Raw genomic sequence first — 25,638 nt, 5'->3', positions numbered from 1 at the left:
TGGCGCCCTTAGATGCGGTAGGCCTTCTTCGCCAGCCCGTAAGCCAGGTCGCTGGCAACCTCATGGGCCTCATCGAGGTCCATCAGGTGCGTTGCCACCTGCCCTGCGAGGTACGAGCAATCCACCCGCCGGGCCACGTCGTGGCGCGCCGGAATCGACAGGTAAGCCCGCGTATCGTCGTTGAAGCCTACGGTGTTGTAGAAGCCGGCGGTCTCGGTCACCAGCTGGCGATAGCGCAGCATCCCCTCGGGGCTGTCGTAGAACCACCAGGCCGGCCCCAGCCGGAGCGCGGGATAGTGGCCGGCCAGCGGCGCCAGTTCGCGCCCGTATGTCGTTTCATCGAGCGTGAAGAGGATGATGGTGAGGTCCGACCTGTTCCCCACCTCGTCCAGGAGCGGCTTGAGAGCGCGCACATAGTCGGTCCGCGCAGGAATGTCGGCGCCCTTGTCCGGGCCGTAGGCGGCAAAGACATCACGGTTGTGGTTGCGGAACGAGCCGGGATGAATCTGCATCACGAGGCCGTCTTCCAGGCTCATGCGCGCCATCTCGGTGAGCATCTGCGCGCGGAAGAGCTCGGCGTCCTCGGGAGAGGGATTACCCTTCACGACACGGTCGAACAGAGCCTCGGCCTCGCCCCTCGAAAGATTGGCCGTGCGTGCGCTCGGGTGCCCATGATCGGACGACGTGGCGCCGCGAGCCTTGAAATAGGCCCGGCGAACCCGGTGGGCGTCGAGGTAGCCCGCCCAGCTCATGGGCGTGCCGGCCAGGGCCACGAACTCGGCGACCCGCTGCGGAAAGCCTTCGCGCTCGGGGTCGATGACAAAATCGGGTCGGTAGGCGGGCAGGACGCGGCCATGCCAGCCCGATGCCAGCACGGCGTCGTGGTAGCGCAGATCGTCGGTCGCCGCGTCGGTCGTCGAGATCGCCTCGATGCGGAAGCGGTCATAGAGCGCGCGCGGCCGCAACTCGGGCGTCTGCAAGGCCTCGGCAATCTGATCGTAGATGCGGTCGGCGTTGAGCGGCGTCAGCCGCTCGGTGATGCCGAAGACGGTTTCCAGCGAGTGCTCGAACCAGAGGCGGGACGGGGTCGAGCGGAAGAGAAACCAGTTCTCGGCGAAAAGCCGCCAGATGGCGCGGTCATCGGTCTTCTTCGGATTGCCGTCGCGATCGGGAATACCCAGGGCCTCGAGGGAAACTCCCTGCGAATAAAGCATCCGGAAGATGTAATGGTCGGGTTTGATGAAGAGCGCCACCGGATCGGGGAACGCCGCGTCCTCCGCATACCAGCGCGGCTCCGTGTGGCCGTGCGGCGACACGATCGGCAGGTCTTTGACGCTCTGATAGAGCTCGCGCGCGAGCCCGCGAACCGTCGGATCGGCGGGGAACAACCGGTCTGGATGAAGTGGCAATGCTGTAACCTCGATTTATCGTCGATTACAACTACCATACCAGATGGTCAATGTTCCAGCTTCGTAATCCCCAACAGGCGCTTGCGCGCGTCGATCAGCATTCGACCACGTTGACGGCCAACCCGCCCAGGCTGGTTTCCTTGTAGCGCTCGTTCATGTCGCGGCCGGTCTGGCGCATGGTTTCGACGCATGCGTCAAGGGCCACGCTGTGCACGCCGTCTCCCTTCATGGCGAGGGAGGCAGCGGTAACAGCCTTGACCGCGCCGAAGGCGTTGCGCTCGATGCAGGGGATCTGCACCAGCCCGCCGACCGGGTCGCAGGTCATGCCAAGATGATGCTCCAGGGCAATCTCGGCGGCGTTCTCCACCTGCTCGGGCGTGCCACCCATCACGGCGCAGAGGCCGGCAGCCGCCATTGCCGAGGCCGAGCCGACCTCGCCCTGGCAGCCGACCTCGGCGCCCGAGATCGAGGCGTTGTGCTTGATGATGCCCCCGACGGCGGCGGCCGTGAGAAGGAAGGTTCGGGTCCCCTCCTCCGTCCAGTCGGTCGCGAAGTCGCGGTAATAGCGCAGCACGGAAGGGATGACGCCTGCGGCTCCATTCGTCGGCGCCGTCACCACCTTGCCTCCGCCCGCGTTCTCCTCGTTGACGGCCATCGCGTAGAGCGCCAGCCAATCGTTTGCGGTCAGCGGATTGACGGCATTGCGCGAGCGCTCGGCTTCGAGCTGCAGGCGGATGGCCTTCGCGCGCCGCCGCACCTTGAGGCCGCCGGGCAGTTGCCCTTCCTGGCTCATCCCACGGTCGATGCAATTGGACATTGCCTGCCAGATGCGGTCGAGCCCGGCGTCGAGTTCGGCCTCGCTCTGGCGCGCCAATTCGTTGCTGCGTTTCATCTCGGCGATGGAGAGGCCCGAGCTTTTGGCCATGCCAAGCATCTGGGCCGCCGTCTCGAACGGATAGGGCACCGGCACCGTGTCGCGTGGCGTCTTGTGCTTGAGTGCGGCCAGTTCGCTCTCCTCCAGCACGAAACCGCCGCCGATGGAGTAGTAGCTGCGCCGCAGCAGCAGGCCGCCGTCGGCGTCATAGGCCGCGATCTGGAGGCCGTTGGGGTGCCCGGGCATCACGTGCTGCTTGTCGTAGACCAGGTCGACGGCCGGCCTGAACCGGTAGGACGGGTGCCCTGGAGGCTCGACCCGGCCCAACCGCTCCACGCGGGCGATCACCGCCTCGATATCGTCGGGGTCGATCGAAGCCGGCGTATAGCCGCTAAGACCAAGAATGACGGCCCGGCCGGTGCCGTGTCCGATGCCGGTAAAGGCCAGCGAGCCGTGAAGGCTCACTGCCAGGGCAGCCACCTGCGCAGTGGCCGGCCGCGGCCATTGGCCCGTGGCGAGTTCGTCGAGGAACCGGTTGGCCGCAACCATCGGCCCCATCGTGTGCGAACTGGACGGGCCGATCCCGATCTTGAAAACGTCGAATACCGAAAGGAACATCACCACTCCCATCGCGGGCCTATTCCAGCCTGACAGCGATCCAATTCCACTATATCGGAATTTGTCGCCTTTCCAAGTCCCGTCGCCCGATTGGCAAATCTGCCATACCTGATAGGAGTGGGAGAAAGACGGGAGGAAGGAATGCGTGAAGGTTGGCGTTGGTTCGGGCCGGATGCGGGCGTGAGCCTGGACGATGTCCGGCAGGCGGGTGCTTCCGATATCGTCTCGGCCCTGCATCATGTTCCGATCGGAGAGGTCTGGACCGAGGCAGAAGTCGCCGCGCGCAAGAACCTTATCGAGGAGACGCCGCCGGGCCGCTCGCCGCTGCGCTGGTCCGTGGTCGAATCCATCCCCATTGCGGATCGCGTCAAGCGCGAGGGGAAAGTCGCCGCGGCGGAGATCGAGGCCTGGATCGCATCCATGGAATCGGTGGCGCGCTGTGGCATCTCGACCATCTGCTACAACTTCATGCCGGTGGTGGACTGGACGCGCACGCAGATCGACTACGTCACGGCAACCGGCTCGACCGCGATGCGATTCGATCACCGCGCCTTCGCGGCCTTCGAGCTTTTCGTGCTGCAGCGGGACGGGGTCGAGGCCGAATATAGCGAAGAGGACAAGCGCGAGGCTGCGGCGGCGCGCGAGCAGTTGGGCGAGGATGGGCTGGCGGAGGTGGCGCGTATCATCACGAGCGCCCTGCCCGGCTCGACTTCCGATGCCCTGACGCTGCCCGCCTTCAAGGAGCGCCTGCGCCAGTATTCGGGCATCGATGCCGCCCGGTTGCGCCAGCATCTGATCGAATTCCTCGAGGCGGTGACGCCGGCGGCGGAAAGCCTGGGGGTCAAGCTGACACTCCACCCCGACGACCCTCCGCGTCCCCTGCTCGGCCTGCCGCGCGTCGCTTCAACAGAGGCCGACTATGCCGCTCTATTCGATGCCGTGCCCTCGGGTTCCAACGGCATGTGCTTCTGCACGGGCAGCCTGGGCGTGCGGGCGGACAACGACCTGGTCTCGATCTTCAGGCGTTTCGCGTCGCGCGTGCACTTCGTCCACCTGCGCTCCACCAGGCGGGAGAGCGACAGCCGCAGCTTCCACGAGGCGGCGCATCTGGATGGCGACGTGGACATGATCGAAGTGATCAAGGCGCTGGTGGCGGAGGACCGCATGCGCTCGCCGGCGCAGAGCCTCATCTACCGGCCTGATCACGGCCAGCGCATGCTCACCGATCTCACGCGCCAGAGCGCGCCGGGTTATCCTGCCGTCGGGCGCCTGCGTGGGCTGGCCGAGCTGCGCGGCGTCATCCGGGCCGTCGAGCGGCTGACCTGATTACTCGAAATAGTCGGGAAAATCCGCCTTGGCCTGGTGGAGCAGCGCCTCCGCCTTGCCGAGGTGCGCGCGCAGCGCCGCTTCGGCGGCCGCGCCATTGCCGGCGAGGACCGCGTCGGTGATCGCGCGGTGTTCGCCGATGGTCCGCGGCGGATCGGAGCGCGGCAGGGTCAGGTAGCGGACCCGATCCAACTGGATCTTGTGGTCGTCGATGAGCTGCCAGGCGTATTCGACGCCCGCCGTCTGTGCCAGCGCCCGGTGGAAAGTCTCGTCGAGCGTGTGAAAGAGGCCTATGTCGCCCGCTGCCGCGGCCGCGTTCTGCTGCGCCAGAATTGCTTCGAGCATCGGGCCGGTCGCTTCGGTCAGTGCGGCAGCAGCCCGGCGGATGATTTCGACTTCGATGGCCTCCCGGATGAACCGGGACTGCCCGACGCCGTCTTCGGAGATGCGCTTGACCATGGTCGCGCGCTTGGGCCTGATCAGCAGCAGGCCCTGCTGGCCAAGCCGGATAAACGCCTCGCGAACAGGTTGGCGCGAGACGCCGAAGCGCTCGGCGACCTCGGCCTCCGAAATCGTGTCTCCCGGCTTGAGGTCCAGGCGCACGATCGCGTCACGCAGATTGGTCATCATTCGCGTGGCGATCGTGTCCATGCCATCTCCGGCAGCGATTTCAGTCTGTTCGTTCATTCCGGCTCCGATCACCCTCTGGGCAGACTGATATCATACTCGGCGAGCAATGCATCGACATCGACAACTTCGCCGGTGGCCATGGACCGGTTCGCGGAGATGCCCGTAAGAATGGACCACGCGCCCTGCACCTGGTTGGAGGCGCGACCATAGCGATCGGGCTCCATGTTCTCCTTGTCGAAGATATAGCCCAGCATCACCGGGTCGGCGCCGCCGTGGTCGCCGGTTCCTTCCCAGACGGGAATCGACTGCGGCAACCCGCCCGCCAGGTGAAGCTCGGTGGTGATCCCGTCCTTGTGGGCATGGTCACGCTTGCCGCCGAATACGCCATGCACTTCCACGTGGCGATGCGTCAGTTCGCCCTTGGTGCCGTGGAACTTAACCTCCAGGCCTTCCCACGGACTATAGGCCACCAGCGTGTAGTTGAGGCTGGCACCGCTCGCATATTCGGCCTGCACCTGCATGGTGTCCTCGATGGTGATGTCGTCGGCGAACACGCACTTGTCGCGCAGGTACCCGTCGTCCTCCTCGGCGTCGAGATAGAGCGCCTTGAGCGCCTCGTCGGTATCCAGGTCGAGGCGGAAGTCGCACCGCTCGGCCACCGGGCAGCCGTGACAACGCACGCCGTGCCCTTCCAGCCCGAGTTTCTTGGCCATTTCCGGCGTATAGAAAGCCAGCTTGCCATTGGCATTGATACGGGTCGGGGTCGAACCCAGCCACCAGTTGACGAGGTCGAAATGGTGGGTGGACTTATGGACCAATAGTCCGCCGGAACGATCCTTGTAGCGGTGCCAGCGACGGAAATAGTCGGCGCCATGCACCCGGTCGAGATACCAGCGGAAATCGACAGCTGTGATCTCCCCGATCGCGCCCGACATCAGGATATCCTTGAGCTGGGTCCGGGCCGGCGTATAGCGGTAGTTGAACGTCACCGTCACCGACTTGCCGCTCTCGCGCTGGGCGTCGAGAATTGCCTTGAGCCGCTTGAGATCGGTGGTCATCGGCTTTTCGGTGATGACGTCCCGCCCCGCCTTGAGGGCCGCCACGATGTATTCGTTGTGCGTGAAGTCGGGCGTGGTGACGATCACCGTATCGGGCTGCTGCTCGGCGATCATGCGGTCGAAATCGGTGGCGAGGTAGGTCGGCACCTCGCGGCTGGCATTGTCCTTCACCCAGCCGGCGGACAGCGCCAGGCGGTGCGGGTTCAGGTCGGCAAGCGCCGCGATTTCATGGCGATTTCCGAAGTTGCGGGCAATAGCGTTGCGGAACATCTGGTGCCGCGCACCAGTGCCGACGATGGCGTATCTCATCAGGTAGGCTTCTCTTGCTGCAAGAAGGCGGGCAAGCGAAACTACCATACCAGATTAGGATAGCAAGGGCGAGATATCCGGCAGCCTCGAAACGCGAGACTCCATCGCCTCCCTCCCCCTTGTGGGGAGGGATAGAGGGTGGGGGTGAGCCCAAGGCACCTTGCCCCCTGCATCCCCCACCCTTGTTCCCTCCCCACAGGGGGGAGGGAGACCTTCTGACCAACTGTTAGTCCAGCATGCGACCACGCTGAAGGACTAAACCCACTCCAGCACGATCTTGCCCGAACCGCCCGCCGCCGCCTTGGCGAACGCGGTCTGGTAATCCTCGGCCTTGAACCGATCGGTGATCACCCCGCTCACATCCAGCCCGCTTTCGAGCATGGCCAGCATCTTGTGCCAGGTCTCGAACATCTCGCGGCCATAGATGCCTTTGAGCGTGATCATGCGCAGCACGACCTTGGAGAGGTCGAAGAGGAACGGCTTGGCCGGCAGGCCGAGCAGCGCCACCTTGCCGCCCATCACCAGGTGATCGAGCATCTGGTCGAGCGCCTGCGGGGAGCCGCTCATCTCGAGCCCCACGTCAAAACCCTCGCGCATGCCGAGGCGCACCATAACGTCCTCGAGCTTCTCCTCGGCAACGTTGACCGGTACCACGTCGGCCGTCTGGCCGGCGAGTTCGAGCCGCTTGGCGTCAACGTCGGTGATGACCACGTGCCGCGCGCCTACATGGCGGGCAATGGCCGCGCCCATGATGCCTATAGGGCCTGCCCCGGTCACCAGCACGTCCTCGCCCACGAGATCGAATGTCAGCGCCGTATGAACCGCGTTGCCCAGCGGATCGAGGATCGCGCCCAGTTCATCGGAGATCGTCTCCGGCAGCGGCACGATGTTGAACGCCGGGATGCGCACATATTCGGCGAAGGCGCCCGGCAGGTTGACGCCGATGCCCCGGGTTTCGGGATCGAGGTGGAAGCGGCCGCCGCGCGAGGCGCGGCTCTTCATGCCGATGACGTGCCCTTCGCCCGAGACGCGCTGGCCGATCGAAAGGTTGCGCACGTTGGCGCCCAGTTCGACGATCTCGCCGCAATATTCGTGACCCACCGTCATGGGCACCGGAATCGTCCGCTGCGCCCACTCGTCCCACTTGTAGATGTGGATGTCGGTGCCGCAGATGCCGGTCTTGTGGACCTTCACCAGCACGTCGTCCGGCCCGATCTGCGGCACGGGCACGTCTTCGAGCCAGATCCCCGGCTCGGCCTTGGCTTTCACGAGAGCCTTCATGATGGAAACCTCTAGATAATCGAGAGAGCCTTGCCCGCGTCTATGAAGGCGCCGATGGCAAAGCCGATGTCTTCGTCGGTGAGAGCCGCCGACATCTGTGTGCGAATACGTGCCTTGCCCTTGGGGACCACCGGGAAGGAGAAGGCCGTCACCATGACGCCGCGCCTGCCCAGTTCCTGCGCCATGGCCGTCGCGCGGTTGGCGTCGTTGAGCATGACCGGAATGATTGGCGTCTCGCCGGGCAGCAGGTCGAAACCTGCTTCGCCCAGCGCCGTCCGGAACCGCTGCGCGTGGCGCTTGAGGCGCTCGCGGCGATCATCGGCAGCTTCGGCGATTTCGAGCGCCTTGATCGAGCCGGCGACGATGGAGGGGGCCAGGGCGTTCGAGAAGAGATAGGGCCGCGCGCGCTGGCGCAGGATATCGATGATCGGCTGGCTCGCCGCGATGAAGCCGCCCATGGCGCCGCCCAAGGTCTTGCCGAGCGTGCCCGAGATGATATCGACGCGGTTGCCGACGCCGGTCAGCGCCGGGGTGCCCCTGCCCTTGTCGCCAAGATGGCCGGTGGCGTGGCAATCATCGATCATCACCAGCGCGCCGTACTGCTCGGCGAGCGTGCAGATCTCGGGGAGCTTGGCGACGTAGCCGTCCATCGAGAAGACGCCGTCGGTTACGATCAGCTTGAAACGCGCTCCGGCGGCGTCGGCCGCCTTGAGCTGCGTTTCCAGGTCATCCATGTCGCTATTGGCGTAACGGAAGCGCTGCGCCTTGGAGAGGCGGATGCCGTCGATGATCGAGGCGTGGTTGAGGGCATCGGAAATCACCGCATCCTCGGCGGTCAGCAACGTCTCGAAGATGCCGCCATTGGCATCGAAGCACGAGCCGAAGAGGATGGCGTCGTCCTTGCCCAAATAGCTGGCGATGCGCTCCTCGAGCGCGCGGTGCAGCTCATTGGTGCCGCAGATGAAGCGAACCGACGCCATTCCGAAGCCGTAGCGCTCGAGCGCCGCCCCCGCCGCCTCCACGATGGCTGGCTCGTCGGCCAGACCGAGGTAGTTGTTGGCGCAAAGATTGATGACGCGCTCGCTCGAACCTTCCAGTCGAACGGTTCCGCCTTGAGGGCTTACCAGTTCGCGTTCGCGCTTGGTGAAGCCATCCGCCTCGATCTCGGCGAGGACTGCCTTGAGGTGATCGGTAAATCCGGAATCCATATCCCGCTCCCTTCCGCTAAACAGAACAATTCCACTATATTGGAATTCTGTCAACGAGGGAGCGGAATTCTATTCGTAGAGCACGACCATCAGGGCGTGGGCTGCTTCCGCTCCGCCGTTGAGAATCTTGTGCACCACATCGGCGCGATAGCGGGCGGTCTCGCCTTCGCCGAGTTCCTGGCGGCCCTGTTCGGTCTCGACCACGAGCCCCTCACTGCGGGCGGTCAGGTGCTCGAACGTACCCGGCGCGTGCGGGGCGCTTTCGAGCCTGCCCTTGGGCGCGATCTCGACGTCGTACCACTCCATGCGCCCGGCCAGTGCCGGAGGGCTGAGGATACGCAGCTTCCAGGCGCCATCCGGGCTCTTGATCTCGGGCGTATGCGCCACCGGCACCAGTTCGATCGGGTTGGCCTGCCGATGCGCCACGCCACCGGCGATCAGGTCGGTGAAGTCGATCTTGAGGGCTTGGGTCAGGCTCCAGAGAACCGCAAATGTCGGGTTGGCCTCGCTTCGCTCGATCTGGGACAGCATCGATTTGGAAACGCCCGAGCGGGCTGCCAGTTGCTCAAGGGTCAGATGCCGCGCCTTGCGTTCGCGCTGGATCACCGGACCGATCTCTGGGGTGTCGTTCATGCTCATCCGTGCACAAAACAGCGCGAGAGCCTTCCGGTCAATTGTCCAGTATGTCGGAAATGCACATTTGGCCCTGCGACGATCTGTTGTCCTGCCAAAGGAGCCGCCTATGCTAGGCATATCGGCCCCGGAGGACCACCATGAGCGCCAGCAACCAGCACCAATCGCAGCACGAGGCCGAATCCGGCGGCACGAGCGCGCTCCTGACGGCGGGCGGCGGCTTCATCCGGGCCGTCATGGTCATTCCGGTCGTGGCTACCTTCATGGCGGCGCTGGCGCTTCTGGTCTACGGCGCCATCGAGACCTGGCACTTCATCGACGCCCTCTACATCTCGGACCACCATCCGAGCCGCGACGAGGCGCTACTGCTGGCCATCGAAATCGTGGACCTCTTCCTGCTCGCAACGGTGGTGCAGGTGGTCTCCCTCGGGCTCTACCAGCTCTATTTCAACCAGGACCTGCGCCTGCCGGCCTGGCTCAAGATCGACAACCTCGACGATCTCAAGTCCAAGCTGGTCGGCGTGACCATCACCGTGCTCGCCGTCTATTTCCTCGGCCAGGCGGTCGTCTGGACCGGGAACGGCAGCCCGGACATCCTCTATCTGGGCGGAGCGGTGGCCATGGTTATCGTGGCGCTCACCTATTTCCTGAGCAAGATCGACCATTGAGGCGCACTGACAGGTCGCCTCAAACGTGATTGTATGCCGCTCGAGGGAGCGGCAGGCGAGTTATGCTCGTTTTCGCATTGGACATGGCCCGCAACGCTTGAGAAGGCATCGATCGCCGTTGGCGTCGGTGCCTGACGTGCGCCTACCCGGGCGTCCCAGGTCCGGACCGCGCGAATAACCCTCATCATTACCAAGTCGAGTTCGTTTGACGATCTATCTTCAACAGGAGGGTACGATGGGAGAGACGGCTTTTGACACAATCCAGCAACTCGCGGCCGGCCATTATCTGGTGGCAGCTCTTGAGGCCGTGACCGACCTGCAGGTGGCTGACGCTCTGGAAGAGGACACGCCGGTCGCGGCGCTGGCGGAACGCGTCGGCGCCAATCCGGACGCGCTCGACCGGACAATGCGGTTGCTCGCTTCCCACGGCATCTTTGCCAGGAACGCAGGCACCATAGCGCATACGGACGCATCACGCCTGCTGCGGCAGGACCATCCCGCCTCGATGCGCCCGTTCGTCATGATGTTCGCGCAGGAAGTCCACTGGCGCAGCGCCGCCGAACTGGCCCACAGCCTGCGCACGGGCGAGGCCGTGGCGACACGGCTCTACGATGGCGGGCTTTGGGGCTATTTCGAAGCGCACCCGGATCACGAGCGCCAGTTCGGCGAGGCCATGCAGGCCAAGGCCAGGGCGCAGATCGAAGGCATCCTCGCCAGCCACGACTTTTCGCCCTACCGGCGGATCGTGGATGTCGGCGGCGGCCAGGGGCATCTTCTCAGAGCCGTCCTCGAAAAGCACGACCAGGCTGAGGGGGTGCTTTTCGATGTTCCCGCCGTGGTCGAGGCCGCACGCAAACATGCGGCCCCCGAGCGCCTGGAATACGTGCCGGGTAGTTTCTTCGAGAAGGTGCCGGAGGGCGATGCCATCGTCCTGATGGAAATCCTGCACGACTGGCCCGATGAGGAGGCCTCGCGGATACTGCAGACCGTACGGGCCGCGGTTCCCGCCGACGCCCGCCTTCTCGTCATAGAGACCGAAGTGCCGGAGGACGAGGACGTGCACTGGTCCAAGCTGCTCGACATCATCATGCTGGCCCAGTTCGCCAGCCGGCAGCGGACGCGCGAGCAATATCGGTCCCTGCTCGAGGCGAACGGCTTCCTGGTCTCGGGGGTCACCGACACGGGGCGCGACATCTCGGTGATCGAGGCGCGCCCGGTATGATCAGTCGACCTTGACCTCGAGCAGATCGACCGGCCCACCCGGGCGATCGTCATCGAAAACGCCGACCACCAGCCGCCCGGTGCGGACGGCAAGCGTGTCCAGGTTCGTTCGGCCCTTGTAGAGCTCGGGCCCTTCCGGGTTGGGCGTATGCCCGTGCACGGTGTGGAGCCCGCCGGGATACTGCACGTCCTTGCCGGCCGGGTAGCGCAGCCAGAGCAGGATGGAATCGTCGTGACCTGACAGCGGCACTTGCGGATCGACGCCGGCATGCACGTAAATCCGGTGCTTGTCTCGATGGATCGAGGGCAGGTCGCGAGCCCAGGTCAGGTGGCTGTGCGGAATGTCGCCATTGTAGGAATCGAGGGTCTCGGTGCCGCCGTTGGCGAGCCAGCGCTCGTCGTCGCGGACCGAACGGTCGCCTGCCGGGCGGAGGCGCGAGCGCACCATCATGTCTTCGTGGTTGCCCTTCAGGATCACCCATCGCCAGCCAGGCTTCGGCCCGGCCCTGAGGCGCTCGATGACTTCGCGGCTTTGCGGGCCACGATCGATGTAGTCGCCGGTAAAAACGACCTTGCCGCCCTCGGGGCTGCGCTCCTCGATTCGCGCCAGCGCCGCTTCGAGCACATCGAGGCGGCCATGCAGATCGGCGACTACAAAGGTCTGCTTCATCTGGAGAAACCGTCGGCTGGAAAAGGAAGCGGGGGCCGAAGCCCCCGCAATGTTGGTCGGAGTAGCGTGATTCGAACACGCGACCCCCTGCTCCCGAAGCAGGTGCGCTACCAGGCTGCGCTATACTCCGCCAGGCCGTCTATTCACCGGGTTCGGGCGTCCCGGTGCGCGCTATATAACCGTGCTCCCCGACCAGTTCAAGCCATGATTGCAAAGCTTATTCACCTCGTGTAGGAACGCCCGCGTTGGGGCGTCGCCAAGTGGTAAGGCAGCGGTTTTTGGTACCGCCATTCCTAGGTTCGAATCCTAGCGCCCCAGCCAGTTTCCCGACCAGTTGACCCCTAGCGCCTTGATCTAGAAGGGCCGGATGCCTGCGCGTCCATGTGATGGCGCAGTGTGGACGCCCGGGTTGCCAACGGCTTCCAATGTGTCCTGCATACGCGAAGCTTTCCATCATCCCCCCTCGACGCCTGTCGAAATGGTGACCGCGGATCCATCCGCGAGCTGATCGTTGGGATAAAGCACAACCGCCTCGCCCGTCTTGAGCCCCGACAGCACCTCGCCGTAGTCGGCATTCTGGTGCCCGATCTGGACTATCCGGCGTTGCGCCTTCCCGCCCGAAACCACGAACACCGCCCAGTCATTGCCATGCCGGAACAGCGCCCCTGCCGGCACAGCCAGCACGCCATCGCCACGCCAGGTGGTGATGTGGGCGATGACGCGAAAATCATGCCCGAGCCGATAACCCTGCGGCACCGGTTCGGCGAGCGCCAGGATCACGTCGACCCGCTGCTCCTCGATGCCCAGTGCCGAGACCACGGTTCGCGCCGCCGGATCGATGCGGGTGACCCTGGCCTCCAGCGGCGGGCCTCCCCATCCGTCGATGGTGGCGTCGGCACCTACGGCGATGCCCACGGCGTCACTCGAGAGCGTGGGCACCACGATTTCGATGTCGGAGGGATCGCCCAGGGTCAGCAGCGGCGCACCCGGCTGCACCACCTGCTCGCTTTCGGTGAGCACGCGCAGCACCAGACCCGAGGCCGGCGTGTAGACAGACATGCAGCATTGCGGCGTCGACGCCTCGTCATTCCCTTCGATGAGTTCGGCCTTGGTAGCCTGCAATTCATCCTGGCGCATCTTGAGCGAGGCCTCGGCGCTCGCAAGGGCCGAGCGCGCGGTCGAGAGATCGAAACGCGCCTGATCGGTGGCCGTCTCGGGCACCGTGCCCCGTTCGGAGAGGAACAACTGCCGGTCGAGGGCACTCTGCGCGAAGCTCAGTTGCGCGCTCGCCCGGTCCCGCTCGGCTTCCGCCAGATCGACGGCCGACTGCGCGGCCTGCGTGCGCGCTTGCGAAACCTGACGGGACCGGGAATCGAGAAGCCCGGGATCAAGCGGCCTGATCTCGGCAACGACCGTCTCTCCCTTGGTCACGCTGTCGCCGGCATGCAGGTCCAGCCGCGCCATCCGGCCCGCAATCGGGGCGGATACCGTGAACACCTCGCGGACCTGGCTCCGCCCCTCGTTGTCGATCTGCAGCACCAGGTCCCTATTCTCCACGCTGCCGGTCTCCACGAGGATCGGCCGCGGCCAGAGGGCCCAGGCGATGCCCGCGAGCAGGACGACCGCGACCACGACCCATGCAATGCGTCTCACCATCGCTATTCCCTCGTCTTGAGAACGGCAATCAGGTCGAGCCGGCGAATACGCCGCCCGATCAACACGAACGACAGCAGCCCCGACCCCACCACGCAGATGCTCGCCCACGCATAGACATCGGGCCCGATGATGAGCGGAATGCGATAAAGCTCGGTGCTGAACCCTCGGGCGACAGCAGAGCCGAGGCCATAGCCCAGCAGCCAGCCGATCGGCTGGGACACCAGGAGGATGATCGCCAGCTCCCGGTACAGCACCGCCGCCACCTCCCTCGAGGAGAAGCCGAGAACGCGCAGGCTGGCCAGTTCCCTGCCCTGCTCGGAAAGCGAAATTCGGGCGAAGTTGTAGATGACCCCGAAGGCGATGATGCCCGCGAAGCCCACGTAGATGGCAACCATCACCAGGACGTTCTGTGCCAGCGTCTCGCGGAACTTGGTCAGCGCCAGCCGCAGCAGCGAGACCGAGGCAACGGTCGGCACGTGCTTGACGGAGGCAAAGAACGCGTCCTCCCGGCTGGGATCGAGGCGAATGTCGGCCCCGCCGATGGTCACGGCCCCGCCCAGCAGCCTTTCGAGCGCCTCAAGGCGCATGGTCGCGCCGAGCCCGATATAGGATTCGACCACGGAGACGACCGGCACGAGCTTGGACTCGCGCACCCCGATCAGTGGCTCCAGTTCTACCGTGTCTCCGGGAGCGACCGCGAGCGCTGCGGCCAGCGCCGATGACAGCATGAGCCCGCTCCCTGGCGCTTCGACCGGGCGCAGTTCGGTGTCGAGAGATCGCGACAGGTCGGCTCCCGCCACCCGTCCCTCTACGGCCACCCTGCGTTCGTGAATGCCGTTGCGAAGAACTGCCGGGACGACCCGTATCGGCTCGACCCGCGAGACGCCGGGCAGGCGCGCGAGATCAAGCGCGGCCGAGGGTGGCAGCGGTTTTCCGAAGGTGACGGTTGCGCTCTGTCGCTGCGCCTTGAAGAAGGTGAAGTCGATCAGGAAGTCCGTGGAGCCGAAGCTCCAGAGCGAGGCGACGAGAACGGCCGTGGCAAGGACCACCCCCATGACCGCGCCGGCGGTTCTGAGCGGGCTGTGGACGAGGTGCCGGATCACCATCACGAGGGCCATGCCACCTGAGGCCAAGGCCGGGGTATTGGTGCCGAAGGTGCGGCTATAGCGGCTGGGCGGCTGTGGAAGCATGGCGACCGATGGCGGCAGCGAGGCAACGGCGAGCGCACTCCGGCCCGCGCCGATCACCACCGCCCCGATACTGGCAAAGGCTGCCAGTACATAGATGCGCGCATCGCCGCTGAACGAGAGGAACGGGAACGAGTAATACTGCGCGTAGAGCCGGGTGAGCCTCTGGCCGAGCACGACGCCCGCGCCGAGCCCGATCACGAGGCCGACGATCCCCACGATGATGGCGAATTCCACGTAGTGCCGGGCCACCGCCCATTTGCCATACCCCAGTGCCTTGAGCAGCCCCACCTGCTCGCGCTCCAGCGTCACCAGGCGCGACAGGGTCATGCCGACGAGGAATGCCGCGACCGCCAGGAAGATGGGCGGCAACACCCAGCTCATCGCCTGCAATTGCCGAAGCTCGGCATAGAGAAAGCGGTAGGATATCTGCTGGTCGCGCCCATAGGCGCCCTGCGTTCCGAACGGCTTCAGGAGCGTATCGATGCGCTCGATCACCCGCCGCGTATCGACGCCCGGCGTCACGTCCACCAGGACGCTCGAAAAGGCATCCTGCATGTCGTAAGCCGCAGCCATCATGCTCTCGGACATCCAGAGCACGCCGAAACGGCGATCATCGGGAAAGATGTCGCCGGGGCCGATGGCATAGATGAACTCGGGCGACAGCACGATCCCTGTCACGCGGATCTCACGCCAGCGCCCGTTGGCCACGACCGACAGCTTGTCCCCGATCTGCATGTCATGGGCCATGGCGAAACGCTCGCTGACGGCGGCTTCGTCATGGGAATCTTTTGCAGGCAGCCGGCCGCGCCTCACATGCACCTTGTTGAGGCTCTGCGCGCCGAGGTCGGGCAGCGATATCAGCTCGACGCTGGCCGGCTGGCTCATCCCCGGCACGTCGGCCAGGGCAGCCTCCACGATCCGCGTCTCGCTGCCGCGAACGCCCGGTATGCTCCGGATCTGCTCGTTGAGGGCGTTCGGGGCGCGCGTCACATTGGCAAAGATGTCGGCGAAACTGCTCGACCGGTAGTAGGCGTCCCGGGTCTGTGCCAGCGAAGCATAGGCGCCGGTGCCCACGATCAGCGTTGCCACGCCCGCCGCCAGCACCAGCGATATGGCAAGGACCTGGGCCCAGAGCCTGGCTGCATCCCGGAGCAATTTCCGGTGCAACGCCGACATCGCTACCACCGGATCTGCGAGGCTGGCTTTTGCGTCTCGTTTCTGCGCGACGAGGCGACCTTGCCGTTGGCGAACATCACGACGCGACCGGCCATGTCGGCGATCGCGACGTTATGCGTGATGACGAGCGTCGTTGCCGAAAGCTCGCGGTTGACCTTCTGGAGGGCCTCGAGCACCAGCACGCCGGTCGCGCAATCCAGCGCGCCGGTGGGCTCGTCGCAGAGCAGCAGACCTGGGCGCTTGGCGATGGCCCGCGCGATCGCCACCCGTTGCTGCTCACCCCCGGAAAGCTCCGCGGGAAAATGGTCGAGACGCCCTTCCAGGCCGACCAGCGCCAGCGCCTCCTCGGCGGGCATCGGGTGGTCGACGATCTCGGTGACCAGCCTGACGTTCTCCCGGGCGGTGAGGCTGGGTATCAGGTTGTAGAACTGGAAGACGAAACCCACATGGTCGCGCCGATAGCGTGTGAGTTCCGCTTCCCCGGCACGCGTGAGGTCGTGATCCTGGTAGAAGGCCGAGCCGGACGTGGCGATATCCAGTCCTCCCACGAGATTGAGGAACGTGGACTTTCCGGACCCAGACGGCCCCAGGATCACCACGAAGTCGCCCATGGCCGCCTCGAAGGAAACGCCGCTCAGCGCCAGGACCTCGATGGCGCCGGTGTGATAGACCTTGGTCAGGTCGACCGTTTTCAGCACTGTCTCCGGCATCGAAAGACTTCCTGAAGCTCGCGGGCGATCTGCCGCTGAGCGCACAGCCTCGCATGCTCCCACCTGCCTGCATTGACGCGCATCAACTGGAAGGCGAGCCCGGGGGTCTGCGCAGGTGTTCTCGTCAAGTCCGGCGCCAGAGGGCGGCAGGATCAGATGCGGGTCGCGAGATCCGCAATGCCGATGGCGCCCGCAAACGTCCCCAAAGCCGCAGGACGCACGGTCGGGCGCAGCAGCGGTGCGCGCGATGCCAGTGCCCGATCGAGGCGCGTGCGGAACGGCTCGAGCAGTCCAACCCCGCCGCCGAGAACGAAGGCTTCAACGTCCAGCAATTTCTGACTGTTGACCAGCGCATTGGCGAGTTCTTCCGCCACGGACGACACCAGGGTTTCCGCCCACGCTTCCCCCGCGGCCAGCGCTTCGAAGACAAGCCGCGTATCGGCGGCGCGGCCCTGCTCGGCGGCACGGCGCGCAATGCCGAAGCCGGAAGCGCTCTTTTCGAGCCTGCCGCCGGCCAGATCGGTGACCTGGCCGAGGCTTCCGGCGAGACCGCGCGCCCCGGTGAGCAGCTTGCCGTTCAATACCACGCCGCCGCCGATACCCGACGAAACCGTCACGAACATCATGTCCAGCCTGCGGCCGGCGCCGAACCTGTATTCCCCCCAGGCAGCCGCCTGCGCGTCGTTGGCGGCCATCACGCGGTCGAGTGCAAAAGCTTCCTGCAAGCGCTCGATGATCGGCGTCTCGGGCGGAATGTCGAGCGTAGCGGGGTTGAGGGCCTTCCATCGGCCTTTATCGACCACGCCGGTGACCGCCGCGCCGATGCTCGCGTAGCGGCCGCCCCAGTCCTGACACTCGCTCGCCATCTGGGCGAACCATTCGGGAGTGGCGATGGCGCCCTGCGTGGCGACGATGCGATGCTCGATGACCTTGGCGTTCTGCACCAGCGCGAGCATCGATTTCGTGCCGCCGATATCGAGCGCGAGCACCGGTTCGGTCACAGATGATGCCGCCTGGTTGACGGCATCGAGGAACCAGCCGGTCACGTGCTCCTGCCGGGTGATGGCCGAGCCTACGCAGACGGCGCTCGCGCCCGCACGGATCGCCTCGCCCGCAAGCTGCGGGCTGTTGAACCGCCCCTCGGCAACAACGGTGCCGCCCAGGGCGCGACAGGCGGTGACGAAGTCGAAATCCGGCTCCGCCGGAACCGGCCCGCCGGTATAGCCGGACATCGTGGTGCCGAGGACATCGAAACCCATGGCCTTGGCGGCCTTGGCCTCCTCGATGTTGGAGAGGTCGGCCATCGCCAGGCAGCCGCGTGCGTGGATGGCTTCAAGCAAGGTCGCCACCGGCACAGGCCGCTCCCGGTCGGTGCCGTCGACGGCTATGATCGCCGCCCCTGCATCGGCTAGCGCCGCGACATCCTCCAGCAATGGGGTAATGCGCACCGGGCTGTCGTCGAAGTCGCGCTTGACGATGGCGACGACCGGAAGATCGCAGGCCTTGACCACCGCTGCGACCTTCGCCGCGCCTTCCACGCGCAGCGCCCGCGCCCCGCCATCGCGCGCGGCCAGCGCCATCGCCACCACGATCTCGACGCTATCCATCGGGCCGTCGTCGACCGGCTGGCAGGAGACGATGAGGCCGCCCTCGAGGGAGGCAAGCAGGGACGCTTTGGAAGTCATGATTAGGAGGCCCTAGAGAATATCGTCACGAATGCACGCGCGTAGATGGCCGGGAGCCGTCTCGCGCAGTTCGGGCACGGCGGCAGCGCAGGCTTCGACCGCGTAAGGACAGCGCGTCCGGAACACGCAGCCCGATGGCGGGTTGGCTGGACTGGGAATATCGCCCTTCAATACCTGTCGCTGCTGCCGCTTTTCGGGGTCGGGCGAGGGAATGGCCGAGAGCAGAGCGCGCGTATAGGGGTGAGTGGGGTTGGCATAGAGCTCGGCAGCGGGCGCCACTTCCATGATGCGCCCCAGATAGAGCACTATCACCGTGTCGCAGATATATTCGACGACGGCCAGGTCATGCGAGATGAAGAGCATGGTCAGCCCCAGCCGAACCTGGAGTTCGCGCATGAGGTTGATGACCTGGGCCTGGATGGAAACGTCAAGCGCCGAAACCGGCTCATCGGCAACGATGAATTCGGGTTCGAGGACCAGGGCGCGAGCTATGCCGATACGCTGGCGCTGGCCGCCGGAGAACTCATAGGCATACCGATCGAAGGCATCGGCCGGCAGGTCCACTGCGACGAGCGCCTTCTCGGCGCGCGCCCGGCGCTCGCTCTTGGTGCCGATGCCCTGGATCTGCAGGCCCTCGGTGAGAATCTGCCCCACGGTCATGCGCGGCGACAGGGACGCGAACGGGTCCTGGAAGACGTATTGCATCTTGCGCCGCTGCTTGCGCATCTGGGCGTTCGAGAGTTTGGTGATGTCGGTTCCGTCGACGAAAACCTCGCCGCCGGTCGGCTCGATCAGGCGCAGCACAGAGCGACCGATGGTGGTCTTGCCTGAACCGGATTCGCCGACGAGCCCAACCACCTGCCCGCGCGGAATGTCGAACGAGATGTCCTGCAGAGCCTTGACCTCGGGGCCATTCGAGAACGCGGCGGCCTTGAAGTGCTTGGAAAGGTTGCGGACGGAAAGATAGGGAGCGCTCACGGTCAAACCTCCTGCCAGCGGATGCAGCGTGCGGCGCGATTGGGACCGACGTCGAAAAGTGGAGGTATTTCGGTCCTGCAGGCGTCGATGGCGTATTGGCACCGGTTGGCGAAGGCGCAGCCCTTGGGCCGATTGGAGAGCGACGGCACGGAGCCGGCGATGGTCGGTAGTGGCGTGCCCGCTTCCTTGAGCCTGACCGCCTCGCCCAGCCGCGGCACCGAACGCAGCAGGCCCTTGGTATAGGGGTGACGCGGATGGGCGAATACTTCCGCCACCGGCCCGGTCTCGACCACCCTCCCCGCATACATGACCGCCACGCGGTCGGCGATTTCCGCCACCACGCCCAGGTTGTGGGTGACGAAAAGGATCGCCATGCCGCGCTCGCGCTGGAGCTGCTGGAGAAGCTCCAGGATTTGCGCCTGGATCGTCACGTCGAGGGCCGTCGTCGGCTCGTCGGCGATGAGCAGTTGCGGGTTGCAGGCCAGCGCCATTGCGATCGTGGCGCGCTGGCGCATGCCGCCCGACAACTCATGGGGATACTGGGTGGCTCGGCGGGCCGGATCGGGAATGCCGACGCCCGCGAGCAGCTTGACGGCCTCCGCCGCCGCTTCCTTGTGGGACTTGCCCAGATGGATGCGGATGGGCTCGGCGATCTGTTCGCCAACCGTATAGACCGGATTGAGGCTGGTCATGGGTTCCTGAAACACCATGCCGATGTCGTTGCCGCGGATCTGGCGCAGGTGCTCGTGGTCGAGCGCATTGAGCGTGGCCACCTCCCCCGACTTGCGGCGCAAGGAGATGGTACCGGCCCCAATGCGCCCGACATTCTTGGGCAGAAGCCCCATGATGGCGAGGCTGGTGACCGACTTGCCCGATCCTGACTCTCCGACAAGCGCGACGGTTTCGCCGGCCGCGATCGTCAGGTCGAGGTCCTCAACCGCCGGCACGTCTTTGCCGGCGATTCTGAAAACCGCTTGCAGGCCGGAGATGTTCAGGATCGGGTCGCTCATCAGTCGAGCAACCCGGTGGACTTCAGGATCGCCTCGATCCTGGCCGCCTCTTCGTCGTTGAGCGCACGCTGCGGGCGCGCCATGGTGTTGCTGGCGATGATGCCGAGGCGGCGCATGGCGGTCTTGAAAGCGCCAACGCCGGCCGAACCGGAACTCGTACGGCCAGTCGAAATCCAGACGATCTCGAACAGCCTGCAAAGGCGCTCCTGCTCGGCGCGGGCACCGGCATGATCGCCGGCCTGCATGAGGTTCCAGAGCTTGACGTAGCCTGCCGGGTCGACATTGGCGAGGCCGGGCACGACGCCCTGCGCACCCATGGCGAGGCAGCTGTCCACCACGATCTCCGAGCCGGTCATGCCGAAGAAGCTGTCGTGGTCCTTCATGTCCGCCAGCACGTAGCGCAGGTTGCCGTCGTCGCCGCTCGAGTCCTTGAGGCCGGCAATGGTGCCTTCCCTGGCCAGCGTCACAGTCGTCTTGCGCTCGATCTTGATGTTGACGCAGACCGGGATGTCATAGGCGATGATCGGCAGGCTCGTCGCATCCTTGATATAGCGGAAGTGGTCGATCGTCTCGGCCTGGTTGGTGCGGGTGTAGAACGGCGCGGTCACCACCACCGCGTCGGCGCCGGCAGCCTCGGCGATCTTGACGTGCTTGATGACGCGGTCAGTGGTCGGGTCGATCGTGCCGACCAGAACCGGCACCCGTCCATTGGCGACCTTGATCGCATGCTCGGTGATGGCCTTGCGGGTGTCCGCGTCGTGGAAAACAACCTCGCTGGTCGAGCCGAGAACAAACAGGCCATGCACGCCGCCCGCGATCAGGTGCTCGAGCACGCGCGTGAACGAGTCGTAATCGACCGTGAAATCCGGGTTGAGCGGGGTAACCACAGGAGGAACGACGCCGGTATAGAGAGGCATTTGTGCAAGACTTTCTCTTAGTTGAGGTCGGATCGGGGGTCGAACGCGTCGCGCAGACCGTCACCGATGAAATTGATGGCGAGAACCGTGAGGACCAGCGCCCCACCCGCGAACATCCACTGCCAGGGGTATTGCTCGAGGACGATGGTGGAGCGGGCCAGGTTGAGCATGTTGCCCCAGCTCGCTTCCGGCGGCGCGATGCCGAGCCCGAGGAAAGACAGGCCCGCTTCGAGCAGGATGGCGTTGGCGATCTGCAGGGTCGCATAGACGACGATGATGTCGATGCAGTTGGGCAGGCCATGGCGGAAGAGCAGGTGCGGCACGCCGGCGCCCATGCCCCGCGCGGCAACGACGAAATCGCGTTCGCGCAGTTCGAGCAGACGGGCGCGAACCATGCGGGCGAGAACCGGCCAGGAGAGCAGCGAAATCACGAAGATCGTCGGCGCGATGCCCGTGCCGGCGATCGAGGCCAGCACCAGCAGAAAGATGATCGGCGGCAGCGTCATGGCGAGGTCGACAAGGCGCATCGAGGTGCCATCGGCAAACCGTCCGCCGAACGCGGCGAAGGCGCCGACGAGGAAGCCGATGACGGTCGAGATCACCACCGAGGTTGTCGCGACCAGCAATGACGTGCGACCGCCCTGCAGCAGGCGCGCAAAGACATCGCGTCCAACCCCGTCACTTCCAAGCCAATGCTTGCTCGAAGGACCCTTGTTGAGCGCTGTGAGATCGATGGCGTTGGGCCCGAACGGCCACCACCATTGATAGGTCAGCACCGCAACGAGGATCGGCACGAAGATGAGCAGGCCGATCATCGCGGCGCGGTTGGTGAAGAAACGTCCCAACGCACGACGGAGCGGGCCGGTGGCGCGCGGTGCGCTGGTGGTTTGCGTGATCGCGCTCATTCAACTCACCTGAATGCGCGGATCGACCGCGGCGTAAGTAATGTCGGTCAGGAGATTCACCAGGATCACGCAGGCGCCGATGACCAGGGTGGCGCACATGATGACCGGGTAGTCGCGGGCATTGACGGCGTTGACCAGCAGCAGGCCCATGCCAGGCCAGTTGAAGACGCTTTCGAGGAAGATCGCGCCGCCGATGGCCACGCCTATCGTCGAGCCGATGAGGGTGATCACCGGCAGAAGTGCGTTGCGCGTGGCGTGCTTGACGATGACCCAGAACTCCTTGACGCCCTTGGCGCGCGCCGTGCGCACGTAATCCTGGTTGAGGACCTCGAGGAGCGAGGAGCGCATGTAGCGCATGATGAGGGCAGCGTGGCCGATGGCGAGAAGGCTGGCCGGGAGGATTAGGTGCGCCAGCAGGTCCCCGATGGAGAAAGGCGCGCCGGGCGTGAGCATCCCGCCGGATGGGGCAATTCGGAGTTGGACGGCGAAGAAATAGAGCCCAAGCAGAGCGGTCAGGAATGCCGGGCTGGAAATGCCGAGCGAGGCGACGACCGACAGGCCGACATCGGTCGCCGAGTTGCGGCGCACGGCGCTGATGATGCCGGTAGCGACCCCGACGATGATCGCGATGGTCAAGCCCGCGGCCATCAACAGCAGGGTCGGCCCGATGCGGTCGAAGACCAGAGGCAGCACGGCAGCGCCGCCGCGCTGGATCGAGTAGCCGAAGTCCCCGGTCACGGCAGCGCTCAGCCAGGCGAAATACTGCAAGGGCAGCGGCTGGTCGAGGCCGAGACGTACCCGCAGGGCCTCTATGGCTTCGGGCGACATCGGCACGGACGGATTGATGTAGGCGGTGACCGGATCACCCGGCGCCAGGCGCAGCAGGATGAAAACCAGTACCGTGAGGGCAACAAGCATCAGCAGGCCAATGCCGACGCGGCGAAGCAGGTATGTCAACATGGCCGTTTCCGAAACATGGCAGCTAGCCCTGGCCAACGGCCGGGCGGCGCCGGGTGACCGGCGACACGGAAGCCTCCCGCGTCGCCGGTTTCAGGACAAATGCCGGGGTTACTTGATGTCCCAGCGCTCGGGATGGTCGGCGTAGGGGCCACCGGCAGGCGCCGGGGTCCAGACGAAATCGACCAGGTTGTTGGAGGCCACGCCGTAGCGGTTGGCGACCCACATGGTTGCCCATGGCAGGTCCTTGTTCATCACGCGACAGACATCCTGCCACTTGGCGTCGACCTGCGTCGCGTCCGTCTCACCGAGCGCGGCGTCGAAGGCGGCGCTGAGGTCGTCGAACTCGATGCGCATGATGTTGGCGCCGTTCGGGGGCAGTTGCGATTTGTTGAGGCCGGCATTGATGCCTGCCGGGTTCGGGCCGTTCTGGAGACCCGCATAGATCAGCGGGAACTCGTTCCAGTCCGGGTTGGTGTCCTGGTAGACGATGCCGTTATAGGTCGGCACGTCCACCACGCGCGGCACGACATTGATGCCGACCTGTGCCAGCATGGCCTGGATCGCGGCCATGACGTTGGCGGCGAGCGGGGTTCCGTAATAGGTCAGCCAGGTGATCGGCTTGTCGCCGTTGATCTTGTCCCAGCCGGCTTCAGCGAGCAGCGCCTTGGCCTTTTCGGGGTCGTAGGCGTAATCGTTGAGGCCCTGCGGCACCAGGTGCGGCGCGACGTAGCCGCACTGGGCTGCCTTGGCGGCACCACCGTAAAGGCTCTCGATGATCGCGTTGCGGTCAATGGCGTACATGACGGCCTGGCGGACGCGTTCGTCCTTCCACAGATCGACCTTCTGGTTGAACCCGATGTAGTTGACGACGAAGGAGTCCCCCTCGATCACGCGGAAGTCGGCGTTGCCGTCGAAGGTCTTGGCATCGTCGGGCTCGACATAGGTGAACTGAATCTCCCCTGCCCGCAGCGCGGCCACGGCTGCCGCCGCGTTCTCGAAGTAGCGGTTGATGAGATGGTCGACTTTCGGGCGCCCCAGGCGATAGTCGTCATCGGCTGCCAGTTCGACATACTGGTCGGTCACGTATTTGGTGAACTTGAAGGGGCCGGTCCCGATCGGGGTGGTGGACCACCAGGTGCTCGTCGCCAGGCTTTCCGGAGCCATCGAACCGAGGGCATGCTCGGGCAGGATCATGAGCTGGGCGAGGATCGAGAGCAGTCCGCCGTCGGCCTTGCTAAGTTTGAGCACCACGGTGCGGTCATCGGGGGCCTCCACGCTCGAGATCGCCTTGAGGCGGCCTGCGAAGACGCTGCCTGAAGCCGGGTTGCTCGCCAGCTCGATGGTGAACTTGACGTCCTTGGAGGTAAAGGGCTGGCCGTCGTGCCAGGTCTCTTCGGCCAGCTTGAACGTATAGGTCAACTGGTCGTCGCTTACCGTGTATTCGGTAGCGAGGTCGCCTTCGAGGGCAGAGAGGTCGGCATTGTAGATCACCAGCGGCTCGAAGTAAGTCTTGAGCCAGGTGAAACCGCCCGTCGCAGCCAGCGGATTGAAGTTCTTGGGGAAGCCACCCGGGCCGACGTCAAAGCCGCCGGTAATGGTCTTTTCCTGCGCGAAGGCAGGAATCGTTAAGGCCGTGGCCCCCAGCAGAAGACCTGCAATGGCCAGGACATGGGCAGTCGCTTTCAGTCGCATGGTATGTACCTCCCTTGGTAGCTTTAGTCCGCAGCCACCCGGTTGCGCGCGATCACCTGCTGAATGCCGCTATAATGGTCGTCGAGCCGGCTACGGGCCTGCTCCACGTCCTTTTTGGCGATGGCTTCAACGATTTCATGGTGATCGCGCCACGTATCGAGTGGCGTCGGGTTTTCTAGATTGTTGAAGTTGGAGGCCTTGTTGAAGGCCACCCAGAAGATGTCGATCAGCGAGCTGAGCATCAGGTTGTTCTGGCAGCGGAACAGCAACTGGTGGAACAGCTGATCCTCGGCAGCAAAACTCTCGTTGCGTTCTGCCCGCTCCCGCATGCGCTCCGTGACGGCACGGAGTTCGGAAATGTCATCCTCGCCGATCATCGCGATGGTCTTGTCGATGAGCCCGGTTTCGAGCACGCGCCTGATCTCGCGCAGTTCCTCGACCTCGCGCAGCGAGTCCCGCAACCCATAGGCCAGGTTGTCGAGCAGCGGCTGGAACGAAAACTCTTTGACGAAAACACCGATGCCACGCCGGGTTTCCAGGATGCCCAGAGATTCCAGCGATTTGATCGCCTCTCGGACAGAGTTGCGCCCCACCCCCAGTTGCTGGGCGAGCGTGGCCTCGGGCGGCAACGGATCGCCTGCCTTGAGCTTGTTGGCTTCGATATAGCCCTTGAGCGTCTCCTGCACTGTGACGTGCAGCAGAGGCGGACGGGCCAACGGCCTGATTGAAGTCGCTCGTGCCATTCTTGCTCCTGTTTGATGCGTCGGCGGGGTAATGGGCCGCGCAATCTCACCGGGGTCAATGCTTGTCGTATAACAACATATGGGATATCCTGCAAGTCAATATCGGACAAC

General features: G+C 65.0%; 22 protein-coding genes and 2 tRNA genes. 4 read left to right on the top strand and 20 right to left on the bottom strand.

Annotation, left to right across the window (positions count from 1 at the left end):
- Window positions 1–8: 8 nt before the first annotated feature.
- Window positions 9–1,409, bottom strand: a complete 1,401-nt coding sequence (gene uxaC / locus FNA67_RS06275; RefSeq protein ID WP_147655431.1) for a glucuronate isomerase — start codon at window positions 1,407–1,409, stop codon at window positions 9–11.
- A gap of 94 nt (window positions 1,410–1,503) precedes the next feature.
- A complete protein-coding gene (locus FNA67_RS06270) occupies window positions 1,504–2,901 on the bottom strand; it encodes an L-serine ammonia-lyase (protein ID WP_049704391.1) in 1,398 nt (465 codons plus the stop codon).
- A 141-nt stretch (window positions 2,902–3,042) separates the two neighbouring features.
- Between FNA67_RS06270 and uxuA the strand changes: the two genes are divergently transcribed.
- Window positions 3,043–4,227, top strand: a complete 1,185-nt coding sequence (gene uxuA / locus FNA67_RS06265; RefSeq protein ID WP_147655430.1) for a mannonate dehydratase — start codon at window positions 3,043–3,045, stop codon at window positions 4,225–4,227.
- Here uxuA and FNA67_RS06260 read toward each other — a convergent pair whose 3' ends face one another.
- The 5 genes from FNA67_RS06260 to FNA67_RS06240 form a co-directional block, all read right to left on the bottom strand.
- On the bottom strand, window positions 4,228–4,914 hold the full coding sequence (locus FNA67_RS06260) for a GntR family transcriptional regulator (RefSeq protein ID WP_082201885.1): 687 nt from the start codon (window positions 4,912–4,914) through the stop codon (window positions 4,228–4,230).
- A gap of 11 nt (window positions 4,915–4,925) precedes the next feature.
- A complete protein-coding gene (locus FNA67_RS06255; protein ID WP_147655429.1) occupies window positions 4,926–6,224 on the bottom strand; it encodes a Gfo/Idh/MocA family protein in 1,299 nt (432 codons plus the stop codon).
- A 255-nt stretch (window positions 6,225–6,479) separates the two neighbouring features.
- On the bottom strand, window positions 6,480–7,505 hold the full coding sequence (tdh, locus tag FNA67_RS06250) for an L-threonine 3-dehydrogenase (protein WP_147655428.1): 1,026 nt from the start codon (window positions 7,503–7,505) through the stop codon (window positions 6,480–6,482).
- An 11-nt stretch (window positions 7,506–7,516) separates the two neighbouring features.
- Window positions 7,517–8,713, bottom strand: coding sequence for a glycine C-acetyltransferase (locus FNA67_RS06245; RefSeq protein WP_147655427.1), 1,197 nt, complete (start codon window positions 8,711–8,713; stop codon window positions 7,517–7,519).
- A 69-nt stretch (window positions 8,714–8,782) separates the two neighbouring features.
- Window positions 8,783–9,346: a helix-turn-helix domain-containing protein gene (locus FNA67_RS06240; RefSeq protein WP_244616490.1), complete on the bottom strand. Its 564-nt coding sequence runs from the start codon at window positions 9,344–9,346 to the stop codon at window positions 8,783–8,785.
- Between the two features lie 140 nt (window positions 9,347–9,486).
- On the opposite strand from FNA67_RS06240, the gene FNA67_RS06235 reads away from it, so the two are divergent.
- Both FNA67_RS06235 and FNA67_RS06230 read left to right on the top strand, forming a co-directional pair.
- Window positions 9,487–10,014 (top strand): YqhA family protein, encoded by a 528-nt coding sequence (locus FNA67_RS06235; RefSeq protein ID WP_210246444.1) that lies wholly within the window; start codon window positions 9,487–9,489, stop codon window positions 10,012–10,014.
- 235 nt (window positions 10,015–10,249) lie between these two features.
- The gene (locus tag FNA67_RS06230; protein ID WP_147655425.1) at window positions 10,250–11,236 is read left to right on the top strand and encodes a methyltransferase; all 987 of its coding nucleotides are present in this window, start codon (window positions 10,250–10,252) and stop codon (window positions 11,234–11,236) included.
- Here the strand turns inward: FNA67_RS06230 and FNA67_RS06225 are convergent, their stop codons facing one another.
- Together FNA67_RS06225 and FNA67_RS06220 are read right to left on the bottom strand one after the other, a co-directional pair.
- Window positions 11,237–11,905, bottom strand: coding sequence for a metallophosphoesterase family protein (locus FNA67_RS06225; RefSeq protein ID WP_049704384.1), 669 nt, complete (start codon window positions 11,903–11,905; stop codon window positions 11,237–11,239). It lies immediately after the preceding gene.
- Window positions 11,906–11,958: 53 nt separating this feature from the next.
- Window positions 11,959–12,035, bottom strand: a tRNA-Pro gene (locus FNA67_RS06220).
- Window positions 12,036–12,151: 116 nt separating this feature from the next.
- Between FNA67_RS06220 and FNA67_RS06215 the strand changes: the two genes are divergently transcribed.
- A tRNA-Gln gene (locus FNA67_RS06215) sits at window positions 12,152–12,226 on the top strand.
- A gap of 132 nt (window positions 12,227–12,358) precedes the next feature.
- Here the strand turns inward: FNA67_RS06215 and FNA67_RS06210 are convergent.
- The 11 genes from FNA67_RS06210 to FNA67_RS06160 form a co-directional block, all read right to left on the bottom strand.
- Window positions 12,359–13,561 carry an efflux RND transporter periplasmic adaptor subunit gene (locus tag FNA67_RS06210; RefSeq protein ID WP_147655424.1) on the bottom strand — a complete coding sequence of 401 codons (1,203 nt, stop codon included), beginning with the start codon at window positions 13,559–13,561 and terminating at the stop codon, window positions 12,359–12,361.
- A gap of 2 nt (window positions 13,562–13,563) precedes the next feature.
- On the bottom strand, window positions 13,564–15,927 hold the full coding sequence (locus FNA67_RS06205; RefSeq protein ID WP_147655423.1) for an ABC transporter permease: 2,364 nt from the start codon (window positions 15,925–15,927) through the stop codon (window positions 13,564–13,566).
- A gap of 2 nt (window positions 15,928–15,929) precedes the next feature.
- Window positions 15,930–16,637 carry an ABC transporter ATP-binding protein gene (locus FNA67_RS06200; RefSeq protein ID WP_147655422.1) on the bottom strand — a complete coding sequence of 236 codons (708 nt, stop codon included), beginning with the start codon at window positions 16,635–16,637 and terminating at the stop codon, window positions 15,930–15,932.
- A gap of 152 nt (window positions 16,638–16,789) precedes the next feature.
- On the bottom strand, window positions 16,790–18,322 hold the full coding sequence (locus tag FNA67_RS06195) for a putative N-acetylmannosamine-6-phosphate 2-epimerase (RefSeq protein WP_147655421.1): 1,533 nt from the start codon (window positions 18,320–18,322) through the stop codon (window positions 16,790–16,792).
- A 12-nt stretch (window positions 18,323–18,334) separates the two neighbouring features.
- On the bottom strand, window positions 18,335–19,300 hold the full coding sequence (locus tag FNA67_RS06190) for an ABC transporter ATP-binding protein (RefSeq protein WP_049704379.1): 966 nt from the start codon (window positions 19,298–19,300) through the stop codon (window positions 18,335–18,337).
- A gap of 2 nt (window positions 19,301–19,302) precedes the next feature.
- A complete protein-coding gene (locus FNA67_RS06185) occupies window positions 19,303–20,310 on the bottom strand; it encodes an ABC transporter ATP-binding protein (protein ID WP_147655420.1) in 1,008 nt (335 codons plus the stop codon).
- Complete coding sequence (locus FNA67_RS06180; RefSeq protein ID WP_147655419.1) at window positions 20,310–21,227, bottom strand: dihydrodipicolinate synthase family protein; 918 nt, start codon at window positions 21,225–21,227, stop codon at window positions 20,310–20,312. Before FNA67_RS06180 ends, FNA67_RS06185 begins: the two co-directional genes overlap by 1 nt.
- A gap of 17 nt (window positions 21,228–21,244) precedes the next feature.
- Window positions 21,245–22,132, bottom strand: coding sequence for an ABC transporter permease (locus FNA67_RS06175; RefSeq protein WP_049704376.1), 888 nt, complete (start codon window positions 22,130–22,132; stop codon window positions 21,245–21,247).
- Window positions 22,133–23,092 carry an ABC transporter permease gene (locus tag FNA67_RS06170; RefSeq protein WP_147655418.1) on the bottom strand — a complete coding sequence of 320 codons (960 nt, stop codon included), beginning with the start codon at window positions 23,090–23,092 and terminating at the stop codon, window positions 22,133–22,135. It lies immediately after the preceding gene.
- Between the two features lie 108 nt (window positions 23,093–23,200).
- Window positions 23,201–24,784: an ABC transporter substrate-binding protein gene (locus tag FNA67_RS06165; RefSeq protein ID WP_147655417.1), complete on the bottom strand. Its 1,584-nt coding sequence runs from the start codon at window positions 24,782–24,784 to the stop codon at window positions 23,201–23,203.
- Window positions 24,785–24,807: 23 nt separating this feature from the next.
- Window positions 24,808–25,527 carry a FadR/GntR family transcriptional regulator gene (locus FNA67_RS06160; protein WP_049704373.1) on the bottom strand — a complete coding sequence of 240 codons (720 nt, stop codon included), beginning with the start codon at window positions 25,525–25,527 and terminating at the stop codon, window positions 24,808–24,810.
- Window positions 25,528–25,638: the final 111 nt, after the last annotated feature.

The organism is Youhaiella tibetensis, assembly GCF_008000755.1.
Taxonomy (GTDB): Bacteria; Pseudomonadota; Alphaproteobacteria; order Rhizobiales; family Devosiaceae; genus Paradevosia; species Paradevosia tibetensis.
Note: the sequence above shows the minus strand (reverse complement) of the source record. Positions and strands in the feature narration are given on the sequence as shown.